Origin of the sequence: Tullyiplasma multilocale ATCC 49900 (genome assembly GCF_000483165.1) — a bacterium.
GTDB classification, from domain to species: Bacteria; Bacillota_I; Bacilli_A; order Mycoplasmatales; family Mycoplasmataceae; genus Tullyiplasma; species Tullyiplasma multilocale.
On the sequence record NZ_AXXW01000006.1, the window covers coordinates 152,846 to 174,148 of the forward strand.

Consider the following 21,303-nt stretch of genomic DNA (forward strand, 5'->3'; position numbering starts at 1 on the left):
AATCATGGGTAGACCAGGTAATTTAAAATCGGAAATGCTTAAACACAGTTTTCCAATCAAAGAACGAATTTTTGATCCAGCATTTAATTATGCTGTAGCTTCAAGAATCTCTGATATTTGAACATTCGAAAATAGTCTATTCATAGAAACTACTCTATCTAATTTACAAAAATCTACTATGGAAATAAGTGTTCTTGAAAACGGTATAGTTCATTTGAAATATACACAAAAACATTGACAAAAAAATAGATTTGAAGATCACTTAAATAAGGGGCTGAGTGAAGTGAAGTTGGATTATGTCGTAACTGATGACAAAATAGAACTTAATTTATCTAATGATGAAAAAATGATTTTTATCAAAAATCCCTTCAGAATAAAATTATTAAATAGTAAAGGTGAAACAAAATTTGCTACTAATAATCGTGAAGGTTATATGTTATTTGAAAACTATTTAAATCCTCCTTTAGGTTGAAAAATTGAAGGAGACAACGACCGTAAACCATTTATGTCATTCAACATTGAAAATGACGAAAAACTATTTGGTTTAGGTGAAAAATTTAGACCACTTGTAAAAAATGGAGTTGAAAGTGTAATATTTAATTCTGATAACTCTTGTGTCGCTAATAATGATTTAGCCTACAATGGCTTACCATTGTTATACTCAACAAACAATTGGGGTATATTGGTAAACACCGGTCATAAAACCACTTTTGAAATTGGGTCACCTGTAACTGATGCCTTTTCATTTAAAAGTGAAGAAGAATGTTTAGATCTATACTTTTTCACAGCTAAAGATATGAAGGGTATGATAAGCCAATATACAGAACTGACGGGGCGTATTAATGGAGTTCCTGATGAGGGATATGGTATTTGATTAAACAGACTTTATTATCATAATCGTGAGGAACTATTCACAGAAATTAGAAATGCCAAAAAATATGGTTTTCCGTTAGATGTAATAACATTAGATCCTAAATGATTAAATGAAAGATACGTAAAAAGTTGTAATTTTGAATACAATACAAAAGCTTTTGGAGATTTTAAACAACTATTTAAAGATGTTCATGATGAAGGTCTTGATATGTGTTTCTGAATGAATCCATACATTCAAGGTGATGGTGGAGAAGCATGAGAATATCTTTCAAGTAATGAATTATTAGTTAAAAGCGCAAAAGGTGGATTTGCACACCCTTGAACTGGAACTGAAACATACCAAGAAAATAATTTCTTAGTGGACTTCTCAAATCCAAAAGCTTACCAATGATATAAAGACCAAATTAAGAAACTATTCGAATTAGGACTAAGATATGTAAAACCTGATTACGGAGATGGTTTACCAGAAGATGCTGTTCTATTCAATGGTAAAGATGGTGAAGACTTTAAACAGTACTATACCTATTTATACACAAAATGTGCGTATGAAGCTGGAGAAGAATTCTTTGGCCCTGGACAAACAGTTGTGTTGTGTAGACCGGGTTACATTGGAACACAAAAATTTGTAGGTAAATGATCTGGGGATTCTGCATCAAGTTTTAATGAACTTAAAAATCACATGAATGCAGGACTTTCACTAAGTCTTGCCGGCGAAGTTGTTTGAGGAACTGATATTACAGGATTCAAGCCAACAGATGAATTGACAACGGATCTTTATGTTAGATGAACTCAATTCGGAATGCTTACAACGTTAACTAGATATCACGCAATGGGCAAAAGAGAACCTTGATACTATGGAGAAGATGCAATTAGAAATGCCAATAAATATGCTCAACTTAAAAAAACATTACTTCCTTACTATAAAATGCTTGAGTTAGAGGCGATTCGAACAGGTATAGCTCCTTTAAGACCAATGGTTCTTGAAAATCAAGAGGACTCTATTGCTATGAAAATTGATGATCAATTCTATATTGGGGAATCACTATTGGTGGCTCCTGTATTAAAAGAAGGTGCTAGATCACGCCAAGTATATTTACCTGAAGGTGAATGATACAATTTCTTTGACAAATCTGTAAAATATCAAGGAAAAAAACTTTACACAATCGAGTGCGGCCTAGATGAAATACTTATGTTCGTAAAAGATGGTTCCGTAATTGTTCAATTTGAAAAAGGGGATTACAACTTCAAGAACATCGATGAACAAACTTTAATTCTAAATGAATACGGAAATATTAAAGATATTGATATTGAATTTGCTATCAATAATAAACATCAAAAAATTAAATACAAAGACAATAAAATTACTATTGAATCAAATCATAAACACAAAATAAATAATTAATATTAACGACCTTTCGGTCGTTTTTTTAATTAGTAAACTTGTTTACTCAAAGTAAAAAACAATTTAATAAAAAGTATTACATATTCATAAAAAACCTATAAAATATACTTTAATAGAACCAAAAAAGGAGGATTTATTATGACTAAAATGAAATTTAAAAGTCAGGAAGTTCGTGATTTAAAATCAAAATTAGACGCTCGTTTTAAAGCTGAAGAAATTGATAAAGAAGTTTATGATAGCGAACTAAATGAATTAGTCGAAAAAGACAAGGAATTAACAAAACACAATGGTTCATTCTTTGAAACAATCATTCTTTATTATAAAAAAGAATGAAAACTATCTTCAATCCTAATTTTCCTTACTTGTTTAAGCGTTGTGTCTTCAATTATGTTGCCATTATTAACACAACAAATGACTAAGGCGATTATGTTGGAGGTATCAACTAACAATGGAACACCGATGCCAATGTCTGGATACTGAGGTTTAGAATGATGAGTATCACTTATCATTGCGGCATCAGTTGTGTTTGCAAATATTGGAGTTCAATTTATGACTCAGTATATTGGAGTTATTCTTGGTAAAAGAATCGAAATTGATTTACGTAATAAATCTCTTGAAGCTTTAATCAGACAAGATATTTCTTACTACTCTGATAAAAAAATTGGGGAATTATTAACAAAAGTTGTTTCTGATACTCAAATTGTTGGGGATCAAGCAGCAACTATTCCTTCAACAGTTATTAATACAATATTAACTGTTACCGCTTCAGTTGCTATGATGTTTGTATTTGAATGAAGAATCACACTTGGTGTTGTGGGTGCATTCGTATTAATCTTAGCTGCTATGGGAGTGGCGTTCTTCTTCTCTAAAAAACGTATTAAAAAAGTTAGAGAAGTTGTTACTGAAATTAATGGTAATGTTACAGATAGAATTAACAATGTTAGATTAATTAAATCAACTGGAACAGAAAACTATGAAACACAACGTTTCCATGATGTTCATAAAGAATACTATACTGAAGTTAGAAAAATGGCTAAAGTACAATCAGCCATGGTTGTTATTTTATTTGGTGGAATCAGCTTCATGCAATTAATGGTAGTTGCATTAGCAATGGTGTTCTATCATGATTCAACAAATGCTTTAACATTCTTCTCAACTGAATTTGCTTCATTCCAAATGGCTCAAGGAACAATGGTTGGGTCACTATTCCAATTAGTTATGTTAACAATGGGTATTGCTAGTGCGTCTGTTTCTTCAGTTCGTATTAAAGATACTATTACAGCACCATCAATTCTAGACCCACATTACTTTGGGGAAGAAAAAGTTGACCACATTAGTGGTGATATTGAATTCAAAGGTGTAAGTTTTGCTTATCCTGAAAAACCAGGAAAAATAATCATTCCTGAATTTGACTTTACATTTAAAGAAGGTAAATCATACGCCTTTGTTGGTGAAACTGGATCTGGTAAATCTACAATCGCTAGATTGCTATTAAGATTCTATGACCCAACAACTGGAAACATTTTAGTAAATGGAAATCAAAACTTAAAAGATGTAAATCTTTCAAGTTACTTATACAATGTTGGATATGTTGAACAAGATCCACAAATCCTTTATGGAGATGTTTATGACAACGTAAAATACGGTAGATTCGATGCTACTAATGAAGAAGTTATCGAAGCATGTAAAAAAGCTGAGTTACACGACTTAATTATGAGTTGACCAGAAGGTTATGACACAATTCTTGGAGAAAGAGGATTTATGTTATCTGGTGGTCAAAAACAAAGAATGATTATTGCTAGAATGTTCTTAAAAGATCCGCAATTATTAATTCTTGATGAAGCGACATCTGCATTAGATAATATTGTTGAAAAAGAAATTCAAGCTAAACTTGAAGACTTGATGAAAGGCAGAACAACAGTTTCTATTGCTCACCGATTATCAACAATTAAAAATGCTGACCAAATTATTGTTCTTGGAGCAAATGGTAAAGGTATTGTTCAAACAGGTACATTTGATGAACTTAAAGATAAACCTGGTCATTTCCAAAAACTATACAATGCTGGTTTAATGGACTAATAGAAATCACACTTAGGTGTGATTTTTTTAATTCTATGATATAGTGGTGGTAAGGGCCTTTAAAGCCCATAAATAGGGGGTTTTTATGGAAAAACAAGTAAAAAATAACTCTCTGTTCGGACGAAAAAATAACAAAAGAAATAGTCCAGAAGAGAGAAAAATAAATAAAGCTTTATTTGCCACTATTATCAAATACTATCGCATAGAATGAAAATTAACCATTACGATGCTATGTCTGATTATGATTACTGTTATGTGTAGTATTATGTTACCTTTATTAACGCAACAAATGAACATGTCTGTTGCCATTAAAGCTGCAATAAATGCTGAAGGTATAGAAAATATCTCACCTGATAAGTGAGCTACAATGCATTCCGACTTTTGGGGTTTGCATTGAGATAAATTGATATACATAGCGCTAGGGGTTATCGTGCTATACTGTGTTGTCTCATTCTGCTTTGACTATCTTTCATATATGATGGGGCGTAGAATTGAAATTAGTTTACGTAATCTATCACTTGAGGCATTAGTAAGACAGGATATCTCTTACTACTCAGATAAAAAAATTGGAGAAATACTAACTAAGGTAATTTCTGACACTCAAATTGTTGGAGATGCATCAGTTATGGTGCCGCTTCAACTAGTTGTATCGGTTTTTGAAATAATAGCATCATTTGTAATGATGTTGGTGCTAGCATGACAATTAGCACTTGTAGTACTATTTATATTTGCAATAATTATGCTAATTATGATATCTTGTTATGCTGCAACAAAATTGAGATTTACAAAAGTACGTAGAGTTATTACTGAAATCAATGGTAATGTAACTGACCGTATTGCAACAGTTAGACTTATTAAAGCAACAGGTACAGAAAACTATGAAACTGCAAGATTTAAAGAAGTTCATAAAGATTACTACAAAAAATCTAAATCTGTAGCAAAAATGGAATCACTAATGCTGACATCTATGTGAGGCGGGGTATTCATTATCCAATTTGCTGGGATAATTGGAGCCATGGTATTGTATGGTGAAACAAATCCTGCGTTCTTCACAACAACGTTTGTAGCTTTCACTCTAGCTAGTTCAATTATGATTGGTCCGATATTCCAAGTTATGGCAATATCTTTTACACTTGCGCAAGCCTCAGTTGCTGCTACAAGGGTTGATCAAGCTATAAATTCAAAATCAATCTTAGATCCCCACTATTGAGATGGAGAACAAGTTCCAACAATTAGGGGTGATATAAAATTTGAAGGCGTGAGTTTTGCATATCCTGAAAAGCCAACAAAAACAATTATTCCTGAATTTGATTTCATATTTAAAGAAGGTAAATCATATGCCTTTGTTGGTGAAACTGGATCAGGTAAATCTACAATTGCTAGATTATTACTAAGATTCTACGATCCCACAAGTGGTGAGGTAATTATTAATGGTAATCAAAATCTTAAGGATGTTCATTTAGCATCATATTTAGAACATGTTGGATATGTTGAACAAGATCCACAAATTCTATATGGTGATGTGTTTGAAAATGTTAGATATGGTAAATTCGGAGCCAGCGATCATGAAGTTTATGAGGCATGTAAAAAAGCTGAACTGCATGAATTGGTAATGACTTGACCTGATGGTTATGACACAATTCTTGGAGAAAGAGGATTCATGCTATCTGGTGGTCAAAAACAAAGACTTGTAATCGCAAGAATGTTTTTGAAGAATCCAACACTTTTAATTCTTGACGAAGCAACATCTGCATTGGATAATATTGTAGAAAAAGAAATTCAAGTTAAATTAGAAGCATTGATGGAAGGAAGAACATCAGTTTCTATTGCTCACCGTTTATCAACAATTAAAAATTGTGATGAAATTATTGTTCTGGGGGCTAATGGAGCTGGTGTTGTCCAAGCCGGAACATTTGATGAATTGAAAAACAAACCAGGCCACTTTAAAAAACTTTATGAAGCAGGGCTAATGGATTAAATTTTTACAAAAGAAAAACTAAAAAGTTTTTCTTTTTTTAATGTAATTTATCGGCCATGAAAGAACTTTTTCTTTTATAATTGATAGTGGAGTTCATATTTATCATCCAGATGAAAGTTCAAGCCGTAAAGTGAAAAGGGAGATAAAAAATGGAAAATAAAAAATCCAATTTAAAACAAGAAGGAAACGGAGTCTTCTTTAAAATGATCGTAAAATATTACGCTAAAGAATGAAAATTATCTTTAGTGTTATTAGGGTTGATGGGGTTTATCGTTTGTTGTAACGTATTAGTACCGCTAATTACACAACAAATTACATTCTCAATCCAAAGTAAGGTTGATGGTTATGTGCCACCATCAACATGATGAGGTCTAACATGACAAGAAGATGTAATCATTGGTGTTGTAGCTATTGTTGCAAACTCAATCGCATCTTATATGTTTAACTATGTAGGGTTTTTAATGGGGCGTAAAATCGAAATCAGTTTACGTAATCGCTCATTAGAAGCATTAGTAAGACAAGATATTTCTTACTACTCAGACAAAAAAATCGGAGAAATCTTAACTAAAGTTATTTCAGATACTCAAATCGTTGGAGATCAAGCAGTAATGATCCCAATGCTAGTTGGGATATCTGTATTTCAAATATTAGCATCATTAATTATGATGCTAATATTGTCAGCAACTCTTGCTGCAGTTGTAATTGTGATTTTCTTAATGATTATTTTAGCAATGTATGTATCATTCAAAATTACAACATCTAGATATAATAAAGTTCGTACAGTTATTACAGATATCAATGGTAATGTAACTGACCGTATTGCAACTGTGAGATTAATTAAATCTACAGGAACTGAAAATTACGAAACTGAAAGATTTAAACAAGTTCACGAAGAGTATTATGCTAAATCTCGCAAAGTAGGGCAAATGCAAGCTTTAATGCTAGCAACTCTATTTGGGGGAGTTTCACTATTACAATTCTCAACTTTAATTGCCACTGCCATTATTTATGGAACAGCTGACACAACTGTTGCAGCCGAGTTCTTTAAAAATACTTTTGCTGCCTTCTTATCTGCTCAAGGGATGATGATTGGTCCGCTATTCAATGCAATGAATGCGTCATTTGGTTTAGCACAAGCAGCCGTTGCTGCAAAACGTATCAATGATACTTTAATTGCCACTTCAATCATGGATCCTCATTACTTTGATGGAGAAGAAGTTGAATCAATTGATGGAAACATCGAATTTAAAGGTGTTAGATTTGCTTATCCAGAAAAACCAACTAAAACAATTCTTCCGAAATTTGACTTTACTTTTGAAAAAGGTAAATCATACGCATTCGTTGGAGAAACTGGGTCAGGAAAATCAACAATCTCAAAATTATTATTAAGATTCTATGACCCAACAGAAGGTGAAATTATTGTTAATGGTAAAACAAACTTAAAAGATGTTCATTTATCTTCATATTTAAATCACGTTGGATACGTTGAACAAGATCCTCAAATTTTATTTGGTGATGTTTATGAAAACGTAAGATATGGAAGATTTGATGCTACAAATGAAGAAGTTATTGAAGCATGTAAAATGGCTGAGTTAGACCAACTTATCCAAACATGACCAGATGGTTATGACACAATCCTTGGAGAAAGAGGATTTATGTTATCTGGTGGTCAAAAACAACGTCTAATTATTGCTCGTATGTTCTTGAAAGACCCACAATTGTTAATTCTTGATGAAGCAACTTCTGCTTTAGATAATATTGTTGAAAAAGAGATTCAAGCAAAACTTGAAACTTTAATGGTTGGTAGAACTACAGTTTCTATCGCTCACCGTTTATCAACAATTAAAAATGCTGATCACATCATTGTTCTTGGAGCCGATGGTGCAGGTATTGTTCAAACAGGAACATTTGAAGAACTTAAAAAAATGCCAGGACATTTCCAAAAACTATATAACGCTGGATTAATGGACTAATTAATAACCTTTCGGGGTTATTTTTTTTATTTTCTATTTTCAATCACCAACATTAAAATGTATTATTAAACTATATAGAAAAGGGGATTTTTAAATGAAACAAAGAACCAAAAAAATAGACATCAAGAAAAACCTTAGTTACATTAAGAAATTTAAAAACCCTAAATGACCAGGTCAGAAGAAAATCGTTAAATCTGCAAGCCTTTCTACAGATCAAACTTTAAAAATAATTAATAGACAAAAATTAGTTTTGGATCAAAAATTTGTTGACTACAAAACAGATAGTCGTTTTAGTAGAACCGAAGAAAAATGAAGTTTTTTCAAAGCTCTTTATACATCACTAAAAGATGTGTTTGCAATTATTTTAATAGCTATCATTATTTATAACTTTGTAATGTTTGCAATTACTGGTGGAATTGCTGATTTAGCTGGAGGAATTTTAGTATTAATCTTAATCGGTTTATCTACTTCATTCCAAATCTTTAACTCATATCAGATATTTAAAAAGAATAAAGCTATTAGGCTTGAACAAGATGAACAAATAAAAGTGCTAAGAAATCAACCAGATATTAAAACTACTGAAGATTTCTTAGCTGTAATTGATGAAATGAAATATGAGGTTAAAAAAACCCATGTTTCAAAAGTTATCAAAGGAGATGTAGTTTACTTCAAAAGAGGTGACATTGTTCCGGTAGATTGTAAAATAATTCACACAAACGAGTTATTCGTAAGTCAAGAACCAGTTACTGGTGACAACACAGTTATTGAAAAATTTGTTGATAACGTTAGCGAAAGCAAAAAACCATTTGAATTATCAAACATTTTATATCGTGGAACAATTATCAAAAGAGGTGAGGTTTGAGCTTTAACTTTATACACTCAAGACCAAACTCTATTTGAATACAACAAAAAAGTTGAAGTAGATGAAAAACCAGATACAACATTTAATAAGCAAATTAAGAAAGTATCTAAAATACTTCTTACAACAATTGCAGTTTTCGTGCCGATAATTTTCGTTATATCTGCTGTTTTAAGAGCCATGACAGGTCATGGTGAGTTTTCTGATGCAAATGTATGAATGCAAGGGTTAATCTTCGCTATGGCGATTGCTGTGGCTCTTGCCCCAGATGCATTGCCATTGATTCTTACATCAGCATTTTCAAAAACACGTAATACTTTAAATAAAAATAAGATTGTTTCTAGAGACACTTCAGTTGCACAAAACATCGGTTCTATGGATGTATTGGCAATTGATTTTGAACAAATATTCTTGAAGAAGGAGAAAGTCTTAAAATCAATTACTGATTTAGAGGGTAATGTTGTAAATAGAATTTTAGAAAAGGGTATTTTGTGTACTCAAAATGACATTGTCTTAGATGAACACACAATGGATCTGTTAAGACAACATGCTGAGTTTAAAAAACATGAAGATGCCATCAACAAAAGATTTAAATTCGTTTCGAATTTTGAAAACCAACTGTACAATATTAAAACATCTATTTTTGAAGATGCTGAAGGGCAAAAATATTCAATCATTAGAGGGAATAAACTAGATATCTTAGAAAAGTGTTCAACATATGAAACTGTTAATGGAAACGAGAATCTTAATAAGACAAATCTAGAAAAAATCGAAGAAACATTTTCTGAGTTAACTTCTAAGGGGATAGAATCAATTGGAATTGCGATCAAACCAATTGATAACGATAACTCAAGAACAGTAGCTGCTAAAAACTATATCTATTTAGGTTTAATTAACTACACGCTAAAAACAAAGGCTAAATCTAAAGATGTTATTAAAGATATTAAAGCAGAAAATGTGGATGTTAAATTCTTCACAAAGTCATCTTTAGATGATGCTGCAGCTATTTCAAACATTTTACAATTCAATATTTATGATCCAATTGGTGGAGACGAGATTGCTCAAATGTCAGATCTTCAATTATCAAGAAGTTTAGGTAAAACAAATATGTTTTACAATGTTGATTCGGCAGCTGAAGTAAGACTTATTAAAGCTTACCAATCTCTTGGTCATACGGTTGGTTTCTTAGGAAAAGATATTGAAGATTCAATTCAATTGTTATCTGCTGATATTGGTATCACAACAAATGGTAGTGACGCCTTTGGTAAAAATTGTTCCAACTTGTTAATTAGAGAAAATGGGATTGCTGATATTGCGATTGCAATTAGAGAGTCTCGTAAATCTTTAATGAACTTAATGAAATTCATTAAATTAAAAATTACTGGAGCACTTTCATTAACATTTAAATTGTTAATTGGATTGTTCTTAATCAATGAAGAGCCAATGAGTGCCTTACAATTATTGATGCAGAACTTATTATTCAACACAATTATGTTTGCATTCATTTACGACAGTATTGATGAAAGTTACATAAAAGAACCAGTTAGATGACGAACAGAGACAATCATTCCATTCGCACTTTGAAATGGTTTAGTATTCCAATTATTCTCAATATTCAATATCTTGATGATTTCATTTGTGACACATCCAGAAATAATTTCACACATTAGGGATGGTGCAATTGATACATCATTTGAAGAGGGTAGTGGAGAATTGTTAGTATTCCAAACTATGTACTGATTGGAAGACACAATTACTAACATCTTATTTGCCTTTGTAATGAGAACGCATTACAAATCTGTTTTCAAAGCTTCAATTGCAAAACCAGTATTAATTGTCTTTTCTGCAGTGGCTGTATTAGCATTTGTATTGCCATTATTACCAGGAACTGAAATTGCATTAGATCTGTCTCATAGTCAACTTGATGGTCGATGAGTTTGAGAGTGATACGTGTACATAATTGGGGCTTGAACAGCAATATTCTTCACTCAAGAATATTGAAAACGAGCATACGTAAAAGTTTTCAAAAACTGATTATAAAAACGAAGGTTCAGGCCTTCATTTTTTTTGTGTACCGTGACGTTATTATAAAAAAATATTAATAAAACGAAGGTTCTAAAAAGAAACCAATAACAAAGCAACCGACTTATTTTTAAGTACTATAAACCACCGTTAATAATGAGAAGATAAATTAAAGGGGTGGTTTAATGATTGAAGATTTTACAAAGAAATTAGAGCATTTTTTAGATAGTAATTTTAACTATCGAATATTAATAAGTAAATATCGTAGACTAGAAATTATCTACATTGTCTTTGCGGTTTTATTTTTGTATGCCTTAATACAGTTCATTGTGGTGATGGTGTTTAAGCCTGGATTTTGGTTTATTCCAACAGGCATTATTTTAATCTTGATTATTGCATTTTATTTTATGGTTAAAAATGATTTGGCAATTATCAGAAAAGTTAAGATTTTGCATAAGAAAAATTTTAAAGAACATATAACAAGTTTCTATAATTTATATTTGGAAGAGATTGATGAAACTGAGATAAAAATTGAAGACGTTTTATTTTTAGCTCGTAATAAATACCAAATAAATTTGAAATACAAAAATGTAGAAATATTTTTAGAAGTGATTGAGAAAGCCGAACATAAAGCATTTGCTGTTTATAGTTCAATAGATACATTTTTTGATCTCAAATCATCTCATACAAATAAATATATATTGACAAGAAATATTGGTAGCAAAACAAGAAATCACGAAATAAAGATAAGATGGAATTCACAAACTGAAAGTGGAAGTTTGTTGACAGAATCAATTTCATTTAATAACCACTTTATAATTGATGGCAATCATCATCAAGCAGTAAAGTTGTTGACGCCTTCCTTGATTGAAGGGATTAGAACCGTTGGATATGAAAACTATGAAGGAATTGATTTCACTGTTCTAAATAGTGTTATGAATGCTAATTATGATTTTTCAGATTTGCTTCCAACTTGAAGAGAATTAAACAAAGGTAAGGTTCTAATAAGATATACTAATGTGCAAATCAAACAAATATTTTGTGAAAAAATTATCAAAGATGTTTCAATATTGAAAAATTTACTAGAAGTTAGTCAGCCGTTTGTAAGAAATAGGAGGTATTAGTATGCCAATCAAAGAAAAAAATACAGAAAAGCAAATTAAAACAAACATGGCCGGAAAGGTTATCTGGTATGGTTCATTTGTTTTGATAATTCCTTTAATAAGTCATATATCTAGAAGAAATAACATTATAAGATTTCAAGAAAAAATATACGAAGCTAGTAGTGGGATAGATGTACATCTTGTAAAAAGAACTGACACCCTTTTGAAGCTGGTTGATGTTGTTAAGTCAACAATCAAATTCGAAAAAGAATTATTAACTAAGCTAGTTGAACTTAGAAATATAAAAGTTAACGATAATAAAATTCAAGATAACATCTTACTTAATGAAAAACTTAGCACGATTCAGAGGTATGTTGGTATACAAATGGAAGCATATCCTGAATTGAAATCTAATAAAAACATCTTAGATCTTCAACAAAACATCAGAGAGGTTGAAGATGATCTTACTTCGGCCAGAAGAATATACAATGCTAATGTAACGGCGTATAACCAATTTGTTCAAACTTGACCGACTGCTGTTGTTGCTGAATCTATAGGGGTATTTACAAAACCATTTTTCAAAGCTACAAAGGAACAAAAACAAGATATTAAAATTGTTCTTGGGATATAGAGTTAAACAAGGACTAACGAGAATGGCTAGAGAATGGCTAATAATAGGCCATTCTTTGCTTTATTTGGTGTCATGGATAGTAAAAAAACATTATTTAAGATATATAATATTTCTATATAAAGAGGTGTAGAAATGTTAGATATAAATTATATTGAACAAAATTTAGAATATGTTACTGCTCAATTAAATAAAAGAGCTGGAGACTATACTGAAGATTTAAATTTTGTTGTAGGTAAAAATAAAAGAAGAAAAGAATTGCTGTTAGAAGTTGAAAAACTTAAAGCTGAAAAAAACTCATTATCAAAACAAGTTGGAGAATTAATGAGGGATAAAAAAGTTGACGAGGCAACAACGATTAAATTACAAGTTTCAGATATGAATGCTGATATTGAAAAGTTTGATGCTGAATTGAAAATTGTTAATGAGGAATTAGATGCTAAATTAAGAGAAATTCCAAATGTGCCAAACGCAAACATGCCTATTGGTGTTGATGACAATGACAACCCCGAAGTTAGACGTTGAGGGGATGACAAAATTGTTAAACATTCAATGCCTCACTGAGATATCGCAACTAAGTTAGGTCTGGTTGATTTTGAACGTGCAGTTAAGGTTTCTGGTTCAAGATTTGTGATTTATACTGGATTAGGTTCAAGATTAGTTCGTGCCCTTGCCGATCTTTTATTAACAAGACACACAAATAATGGATATACAGAAATGCATGTTCCGGTTATTGTTAATGCAGAAGCTATGTATGGAACTGGTCAATTACCAAAATTTGGTGACGATGCTTACAAAGTTGGAGAGCAATACCTAATCCCAACTTCTGAAGTCCCATTAACTAATTTACATGCTGGTGAAATTTTAGACGAATCAGTTTTACCAATTAAATACACTTCATTTACACAATGCTTTAGACAAGAATCTGGAAGTGCCGGGCGCGACACAAGAGGATTAATTAGAATGCATCAATTCAACAAAGTTGAAATGGTTAAACTAGTTAAACCCGAAGAATCATATAATGAATTAGAGTTAATGACTCAAGACGCAGAAGCAATTTTACAAATGTTTAATTTACCTTATAGAGTTGTTGAATTATGTACAGGTGATGTTGGTTTTGGTTCATCTAAAACTTATGATTTAGAGGTTTGATTCCCTGAGCAAGATAAATATCGTGAAATTTCTTCTGTTTCAAATTGCGAAGATTTCCAAGCAAGAAACATGATGACAAGATATAAAGATGAAAATGGGAAAGCACAATTAGTGCATACCCTAAATGGTTCAGGAGTTGCTATTGACAGATTAATCGCAGCTATCTTAGAAAACTATTGAGATGGTGAAAAACTTGTATTACCAGAAGTTTTAAGACCATACTTCAATAATCAAGAATTTATTAAATAAGACTTATGTCTTATTTTTTTAATTGTTAGTATAATAATAGATAAATGAGGAGGAATATTATGGCAAATATAAATGACACAATCGTAGCCCCTGCTACGAACATAGCAACACAAGCCATTGCTTTGATTAGAATAAGTGGTGATGATGCTTTTAAGATCACAAATAGTTTGTTAAAAAAAGATGTTCCTCTAAAGCGTGGGGCTTATCTTAGAAAAATGTATGATGGAGAAACTCTTGTAGATGAGGTTGTTTTAACAGTTTATACAAATCCACATTCTTTCACTGGTGAAGATGTAGTTGAGATAGCTTGTCATGGGGGTATATTAAACACAAATAGAATAATTGGGTTAATACTTAACTGTGGAGCTAGAATGGCTATGAAGGGTGAATTTTCGCAACGTAGTTTCTTAAATGGGAAAATAGACTTAATTCAGGCCGAAGGTATTAATGACCTAATCCATGCAACTAATGAATTGGCATTAAAAATTGGTGTTGATAATATGAGTGGATCAAACAACAAAGCTATCGTTGATTTAAAAGCTAATCTTATGGATATCATCTCTAGAATCCAAGTTTCAATAGATTATCCAGATTACGATGATGTTGAAGGGTCAAGTCCTGAAGACTTAGCTAAATTGCTTCAAACAATTTATGACCAAGTCTCTAAATTACTTGTAAGATCTAAAATGGCTAACAAATCTGTTGAAGGAATTAAAACAGCTATTATTGGCCAAACAAACGTGGGTAAATCTTCAATCCTAAATGCTTTACTGAACGAAGATAAGGCAATTGTTACTGATATTCCAGGAACAACAAGAGATATTGTTGAGGGACAAATTTCGCTAGAGAATGTTACCTTGAATTTAATTGATACTGCGGGAATCAGAAAAACTGAAGATGTAGTTGAATCTCTAGGTATTAAAAAATCTCGTGACTTAATTGATAAGGCTGATTTAGTGTTATTTGTTGTTAATGGATCTAATATTCATGAAAAAGACAATCAGGAAATTTTTGAAGCTTTAAAAGAAAAAACTCATATTGTAGTTGTTAATAAATCAGAACTATTAAACGAAGAAGATATGGCTAAAATTATAAAAATGCATCCAGAAGCAATCTTTACTAGTGCATTAAATGATGATATTGATCAATTGATTGAATTAATTCAATCGATGTACATCAATGAAGAAATAATGAAGAGTGATGAGTTAGTTTTAATTAACTTAGGGCAAATAGGTCTAATTGAAAAAGTTAAGGATAAAGTTGAACAATCTTTAAATGCTATGAAGATGTATATGCCGATCGACATTGTTAATGTTGACCTTTATGACGCATGAAATTATTTAAATGAACTAATTGGTGAACAATATGATGAAGAAATAATTGACAACATTTTTAGAAAATATTGTTTAGGAAAATAAAAAAACACCGAGAGGTGTTTTTTTAAATATTCTTACTTTTGATTTTGTTTTTTTGTTGATTCTTCATTATCAAGTAATTACTGAATTTCTCCAAGAATATAAAGACAAGTATTAACAACATAAATGAGAATGTAGTATCTGTCATTCAGTGGAATCTATATACCACTAGAGATATATTCATTTGTTGTTCAAAGATGAATCAAACTATTGCATATATAATTATGAATTTCTTAATTTTTTTATCATCACGTTTTTCAAAAACAAATCATAGCATTGCTAATAAACTGGCATTTGAAACCATATGTCCAGAAGGGAAATCTCTATTTCAACTTTGGTTTTCAACTTCGTGGCGATCTTTTCCTGAAAAAATATTACCAATATTTTTTCAGAAGCTTCCATTAACTTCATATCAACGTAAAACTGGACCTTCTGCCTGTCCGAAGTAGTTATTGCCATTTATATTGAAGAAGTCATCATAACTAACTCCTAGAGATTTGGCTTCGGGTCAAAGACTATTGTAAACATAACTGTAGTAGTATGGGCGCCCCATACCTTGTTTAAGAGTTATAACAAAGAAGTAACAAATAATTGAAAAAGATATTATTTTAATAGAGGCGATTCAATATCTACCTGTTATAACGTCCTTGCGCTTAGAAAATTTAGTTCTCAGATAAATGAAAGCAGTTATTTGAATTGCGGCCTCGATAACCATAATTACTATTCCTGAAATAGTTACGTATTTGCTTGTTCCGACCATCTTAGGATCGAAACCAACTCCTCATCCCTTATTTGAGTTATTTGCACTCAAGATTGGTTGAAGCTGCATATAAATTCATAATGCAAATCAAAGTGAGTATAAAACATATATTACTCAAGGGTTATCTTGGAAAAAAAGTTTTTTTCTTTTTCTTGCAATAGAAAACCAGTGTTTCACCAATAACAGCTACTACTATGAACAGAGTTGTGAATAATTCAGAATAACCAATTCTATCTAGAAATACAACTCATCATTTAACTACTTCATATCCCATTCCTTTTTCAAAGAATTGGTTTATCTCAAGGTCATAAAAAGTACTCACAATAAATGCAAGTAATGTCAATATAAATACCGTGGCTACCGGTATGATGATTCATAAGTTCTTTTTGTCTACTTTAAGTGTCATATTTTTATTATAAAGAAATATTTTATATATTTGTAAGGCGATAATAAAAAAATGTGTTTTTAGATTACTTTTACTTTTCAAGTGAACTTTTATTTGGCAAAAAGATGTTTATCTATATAATTTTGAATAGAGGAGTACTTTATGAGAAACAATAAAATTTTTGATTTATTATTTTGATCTGCTATTGTTATACTCGGTATTAGCTCATTAATAATGAAAGATATTGCTTTTGCTATTTATGGAGGAACTGGGTGACATCTGCCTGGAGGAAGTGATGGAACACACAACTTTCAATATTGATTTAATGATGGTATTTTAGGCCAGTTTGATGCATATAGTTGTTGAGCCACAACTATAGCCGTTGTTTTCGGTTGTATGAAAATACACCAAAACCTTTTTAAAAGATTTGAGTTTAAAACAAGTTATTCATGACTTAATACAACACTAGTATTTAATTTAGTTGGTTGCATCTTGTTTTTAATGGATGGTAGTCTAAATAATTTATGAGACCAACCCAATGGATCTTATAGTGGGGTTGTAGCAATTCGATCAATCATTGGACATTATGTTATTCCTTTAATGATTTTGTTATATTTCATATTATTTGCTAATGAAAAACACGGTTATATTATTATGGCAAAAAATGAAGCATGGAAAACAGCCATACTAGTGTTTTCATACGCGATGTTTATCTTATTTAAATACTTACTTATGACTAACTTTGAAAGAAATTCTGAAGTTATGGATTACATCAAAGACCTAGGAAGTAACTTTGGTGAAAACCCAACTTGAAAATATCCTATTATCGCACCTTATATTTTGGGATGACCAGTTTTTGTAATATCGGTATTTGGAATAACTGCCGGTCATTATGCCTCATTTATGATTTTGAATGCATTGAATAATATTTCATTCAAAATCATAAACAAAGGGAATAGAACACAAAAGGAAAGTACTTCTCAATTGTAGAAGTATATTTCTAATTGTTTTTTTGTATTTAATATTTTAGATACTTCAATATAATAAAGAATATAAATAATTATATTAAGGAGAAACTATGATTAAATTCCCAAAAAATTTCCAATTTGGAGCAGCTATCAGTTCAATGCAAACTGAAGGCCGTGGAACAACTGAAATTGGTAAATTAACATTTGATAAATTATATGAAATTCAACCAGAAAAATTCTACAACGGAGTTGGACCGGAATTAACAAGTGATATCATGAATCACTACAAAGAAGACTTAGCTATGCTTGGTGAAATCAAACTAGAAGGTTTAAGAACCGGTTTTTCATGAGCTAGATTATTTCCGGATGGAAAAACTTTAAATCAAGAAGCTGTAGATTTCTATCATGATTACATTAAGGAAATGAAGAAAAATAACATCCAAGTATTTATGACATTTTTCCACTTTGATATGCCGATGTGAGCCCAAGAACTTGGGGCTTGATCTTCAAACGAAGTAATTGATAGTTTTGTTGAATATACAAAATTCTGTTTTGAAGAATATAAAGATGAAGTTGATTATTATGTGACATTCAATGAACCACTTAACCCTGTTTTGAATGGTTATACAGGTTCTGCGCATTACCCATGTATAAATGATCCAAAACAAGCTGTACAACAAGCTTATGGAATCTATTTAGCTCACGCTAAAGTAACTAAAGTTTTTTATGAACAAAACCTACAACATGCAAAAATTGGTATGGTTTTTGATTGAAACTATTCATACGCAGTTGATGATAAACCAGAAACTATTTTAGCCGAGAAAATTTTTGATGCTTATGTGAATAGAGGGGCATTCAATATTTTCTACAACGGAACAATTAGTAAATTATTAATTGATACACTAGAACAATATGGAATGACTCCAAGATACACAGAAGAAGAGTTAACAATTTTAAGCGAAACAAAAGTTGATTTCATGGGAATTAATTACTACTTCCCAAGTAGAATTAGAGCTCGCGAAAACAAGGATGCTGTTTGAGCATTAGATACAGTTGATAGATTCATCCCCGAAGGGGCAAGAATGAACCCATTCAGAGGATGAGAAATTGATCCTAAAGGTTTATACGACATTGCAATTGCTGTCAGAGATGAATATGACAATGTTCCTTGATACATTGCCGAAAACGGAATGGGTGTAGAAAATGAAGATCAATATCGTGATGAATCGGGAATGATCCAAGACGATTACAGAATTGACTTTGTTGGTGAACATTTAGAATGACTTAAAAAAGGATTAGATGAAGGTTCAGCATGTTTCGGATATCACATGTGAACTGCAATTGATTGTTGATCATTTATGAATGCTTATAAAAACCGTTATGGTTTAATCGAAGTTAATTTAGATGACCAAACAAGAAAATTTAAAAAATCAGCCTTCTGATATAAAGATTTAATTGAAAATAAAGAATAGAAAAAAAAACAGGCTTTATAGCCTGTTTTTTATGTTTCTGATTTTTCGTCAATATCCTGATTTTCAGAATCTCTTTGAGCCTGTTCTTGTGTGTTAATCAAAATAACGGCATTTTCAAAATCATCATTCTTTAAATTTAGAGTAGCTAATCTTTTGAATCACTTTTCTCACTTAACTTCTTGAGTCGTATTTTCAGAAAAGATATTAGTTCTTTCGCTTTCTAATGATTTAATAAATAAAATGTATCCTTCACTGAATTCAATTTTTGATTTCTCCTTTTCCTTTTCATTTAATACATTTCTAACTGCGGCTTTCATTACAAAATAGTAGATTGATGTGATAATTGGGATTGAAAATATAGTTCCGATTATAATTCCTGCCATAAAAACCTCTCTATCTCATTGCAAAATTATCTTAACACAACACACAGTTATTAAAAAAAGGCGACATAGCCACCCTTATTTTATTTTCCTAATTTAAATATCATTGAACTAAATAGATAGTTTATGATTGTGGCTCTTGAAGATTCTAAAATCGTTACCCTGCTTGAGTAATCTGCTAAAATCGCTTCCTTATATCCATCAAACTTATGAATTTGCGAAGAAGAAGATATTAATAAGATATTCTTAGTTTTACCTTTTAATAAGTCATAGTAGTTTTCAACATACTGGTTATCTAAACCAAATGCAACAACAATTGCTAGATCATCTTCAGTACAGCGACTAACTCATGCTGCATTAGATTTACGTGTCATATTAAAATGCGCATTATAACCAAGCAGTTGTAGTTCGCTTGCAAATAATTCTGTGTTATTTAGTTGTTGATAAGAGCTAACAATATAAATATTCTTAGCTTCATTTATCATCTTTAATGCACGCATAATTGTGTCTTCTTGTAAATCAATCATATTAAAACTTTGATCTACTATTTCTCGATAGTTACTTTTGGCGATTGCACCATTACTATCAACATGAATATTATTAAAATCATAATATTCAGTTTCCACTTTAACCCTAATGGCTAGTTCTCTAAAACCTTCATAACCATTTTTCTTAGCAAACGAAGTTACAACAGACTCTGAACAAAAAGCTTTTTCAGCTGCTTCAATACTTTTAGGAGTTTTGTTAGTTTCCATACAATCTAATAAATATTCAGCAATTAGACTATATGATTTGTTCTCAGATGAATTTTTAATTAATATAAGTTTTTCTTTTATTGATTTAAACATAAGTACCTCTAAAAAATATTTTAATACAAAATGTTTGATAAAGGAGAAGTTACTTTGGTTTTTGAGAAGTACTTTCTACTTGATATTTTAATATTGTTTTGAGTTTATTAAAAAGCAATAATAAAGATATGTTAAATGTTCTATTTAATTATTAATAATATATTAGAAGAACAAAACAAAATAAGGGGGCAAATATGGCAAAGAAAAAGGATTATGCCAAAGATGCGAAACACTTATTCGAAGCACTAGGTGGATATGATAACATTGAATCATTTTTCCACTGTATGACAAGAAGAGAATGTACCCCATAGGTGACACAAAATTTTATTTGAGAAAAAGTAGTAATTAAGTTTACTGCTTTTTTCTTTTTAAAAAGCAATTAATTTAATATGTGATTGTTTGTTTTGTTTAACTAACACATAAAAAATAGAATTATATGAACTTTTAGGACGAGGGGGGCGATGCCATTGTTTTTTATAAAAGAAGCAAATTATTTGGAGATTTTAGAAAACACTACTGAAATAATTAAAACTACAATTTCCAGAAAACTCAAAAATAAAAAAACTGGCCAAGAATTTGAACTAAATTTTACTAAAAATTCTAGTTTTCATCGTGCTGCTTGAGATAACACGTATGCTGAAATTCAAAAAACTTGAGCTGAACTAGATTCTATGAAAAAAGAATTTAAAAATAATAATATAACAAAAGAAGAACATGATAATAAATCAAGAGAATTAAATAAAAAATTAAGAATGTT

17 protein-coding genes are annotated in these 21,303 nt (G+C 30.8%); 13 read left to right on the plus strand and 4 right to left on the minus strand.

Annotated elements, in window-relative coordinates:
• Window positions 1-4 precede the first annotated feature (4 nt).
• The 9 genes from G319_RS0102085 (at window position 5) to mnmE (ending at window position 15,736) form a co-directional block, all read left to right on the plus strand.
• Entirely contained in the window at window positions 5-2,275 is a 2,271-nt protein-coding gene (locus G319_RS0102085; RefSeq protein ID WP_026389471.1) for a TIM-barrel domain-containing protein, read from the plus strand.
• 138 nt (window positions 2,276-2,413) lie between these two features.
• Window positions 2,414-4,354 (plus strand): ABC transporter ATP-binding protein, encoded by a 1,941-nt coding sequence (locus G319_RS0102090; RefSeq protein WP_280123367.1) that lies wholly within the window; start codon window positions 2,414-2,416, stop codon window positions 4,352-4,354.
• Between the two features lie 85 nt (window positions 4,355-4,439).
• Complete coding sequence (locus G319_RS09285; protein WP_035358784.1) at window positions 4,440-6,332, plus strand: ABC transporter ATP-binding protein; 1,893 nt, start codon at window positions 4,440-4,442, stop codon at window positions 6,330-6,332.
• Window positions 6,333-6,481: 149 nt separating this feature from the next.
• The gene (locus G319_RS0102100; RefSeq protein WP_026389474.1) at window positions 6,482-8,305 is read left to right on the plus strand and encodes an ABC transporter ATP-binding protein; all 1,824 of its coding nucleotides are present in this window, start codon (window positions 6,482-6,484) and stop codon (window positions 8,303-8,305) included.
• Between the two features lie 94 nt (window positions 8,306-8,399).
• The gene (locus G319_RS09290; protein WP_026389475.1) at window positions 8,400-11,204 is read left to right on the plus strand and encodes a P-type ATPase actuator domain-containing protein; all 2,805 of its coding nucleotides are present in this window, start codon (window positions 8,400-8,402) and stop codon (window positions 11,202-11,204) included.
• A 167-nt stretch (window positions 11,205-11,371) separates the two neighbouring features.
• Window positions 11,372-12,310 (plus strand): hypothetical protein, encoded by a 939-nt coding sequence (locus G319_RS0102110; RefSeq protein ID WP_026389476.1) that lies wholly within the window; start codon window positions 11,372-11,374, stop codon window positions 12,308-12,310.
• 1 nt (window position 12,311) lies between these two features.
• Window positions 12,312-12,920 carry a LemA family protein gene (locus G319_RS0102115; RefSeq protein ID WP_026389477.1) on the plus strand — a complete coding sequence of 203 codons (609 nt, stop codon included), beginning with the start codon at window positions 12,312-12,314 and terminating at the stop codon, window positions 12,918-12,920.
• Window positions 12,921-13,052: 132 nt separating this feature from the next.
• A complete protein-coding gene (serS, locus tag G319_RS0102120; protein WP_026389478.1) occupies window positions 13,053-14,318 on the plus strand; it encodes a serine--tRNA ligase in 1,266 nt (421 codons plus the stop codon).
• A gap of 59 nt (window positions 14,319-14,377) precedes the next feature.
• Window positions 14,378-15,736 (plus strand): tRNA uridine-5-carboxymethylaminomethyl(34) synthesis GTPase MnmE, encoded by a 1,359-nt coding sequence (gene mnmE, locus G319_RS0102125; RefSeq protein ID WP_026389479.1) that lies wholly within the window; start codon window positions 14,378-14,380, stop codon window positions 15,734-15,736.
• A gap of 22 nt (window positions 15,737-15,758) precedes the next feature.
• Here mnmE and G319_RS09295 read toward each other — a convergent pair whose 3' ends face one another.
• Complete coding sequence (locus G319_RS09295; protein WP_156902669.1) at window positions 15,759-16,562, minus strand: phosphatase PAP2 family protein; 804 nt, start codon at window positions 16,560-16,562, stop codon at window positions 15,759-15,761.
• A gap of 52 nt (window positions 16,563-16,614) precedes the next feature.
• Window positions 16,615-16,899, minus strand: a complete 285-nt coding sequence (locus G319_RS09300; RefSeq protein ID WP_156902671.1) for a hypothetical protein — start codon at window positions 16,897-16,899, stop codon at window positions 16,615-16,617.
• 141 nt (window positions 16,900-17,040) lie between these two features.
• Between G319_RS09300 and G319_RS09305 the strand changes: the two genes are divergently transcribed.
• A complete protein-coding gene (locus tag G319_RS09305) occupies window positions 17,041-17,868 on the plus strand; it encodes a hypothetical protein (RefSeq protein ID WP_026389482.1) in 828 nt (275 codons plus the stop codon).
• 88 nt (window positions 17,869-17,956) lie between these two features.
• Window positions 17,957-19,318 (plus strand): glycoside hydrolase family 1 protein, encoded by a 1,362-nt coding sequence (locus G319_RS09310; RefSeq protein ID WP_026389483.1) that lies wholly within the window; start codon window positions 17,957-17,959, stop codon window positions 19,316-19,318.
• A gap of 29 nt (window positions 19,319-19,347) precedes the next feature.
• Here G319_RS09310 and G319_RS09315 read toward each other — a convergent pair whose 3' ends face one another.
• Both G319_RS09315 and G319_RS0102155 read right to left on the minus strand, forming a co-directional pair.
• Window positions 19,348-19,701, minus strand: coding sequence for a hypothetical protein (locus G319_RS09315; RefSeq protein WP_026389484.1), 354 nt, complete (start codon window positions 19,699-19,701; stop codon window positions 19,348-19,350).
• 80 nt (window positions 19,702-19,781) lie between these two features.
• Window positions 19,782-20,546, minus strand: coding sequence for a MurR/RpiR family transcriptional regulator (locus G319_RS0102155; RefSeq protein ID WP_026389485.1), 765 nt, complete (start codon window positions 20,544-20,546; stop codon window positions 19,782-19,784).
• A gap of 194 nt (window positions 20,547-20,740) precedes the next feature.
• Here G319_RS0102155 and G319_RS04990 point away from each other — a divergent pair, with 194 nt between their 5' ends.
• Window positions 20,741-20,857, plus strand: a complete 117-nt coding sequence (locus G319_RS04990) for a PTS transporter subunit EIIB (protein ID WP_084514133.1) — start codon at window positions 20,741-20,743, stop codon at window positions 20,855-20,857.
• Window positions 20,858-21,007: 150 nt separating this feature from the next.
• The coding region (locus tag G319_RS09320; RefSeq protein ID WP_026389486.1) for a hypothetical protein at window positions 21,008-21,303 on the plus strand (296 nt) is incomplete at its 3' end.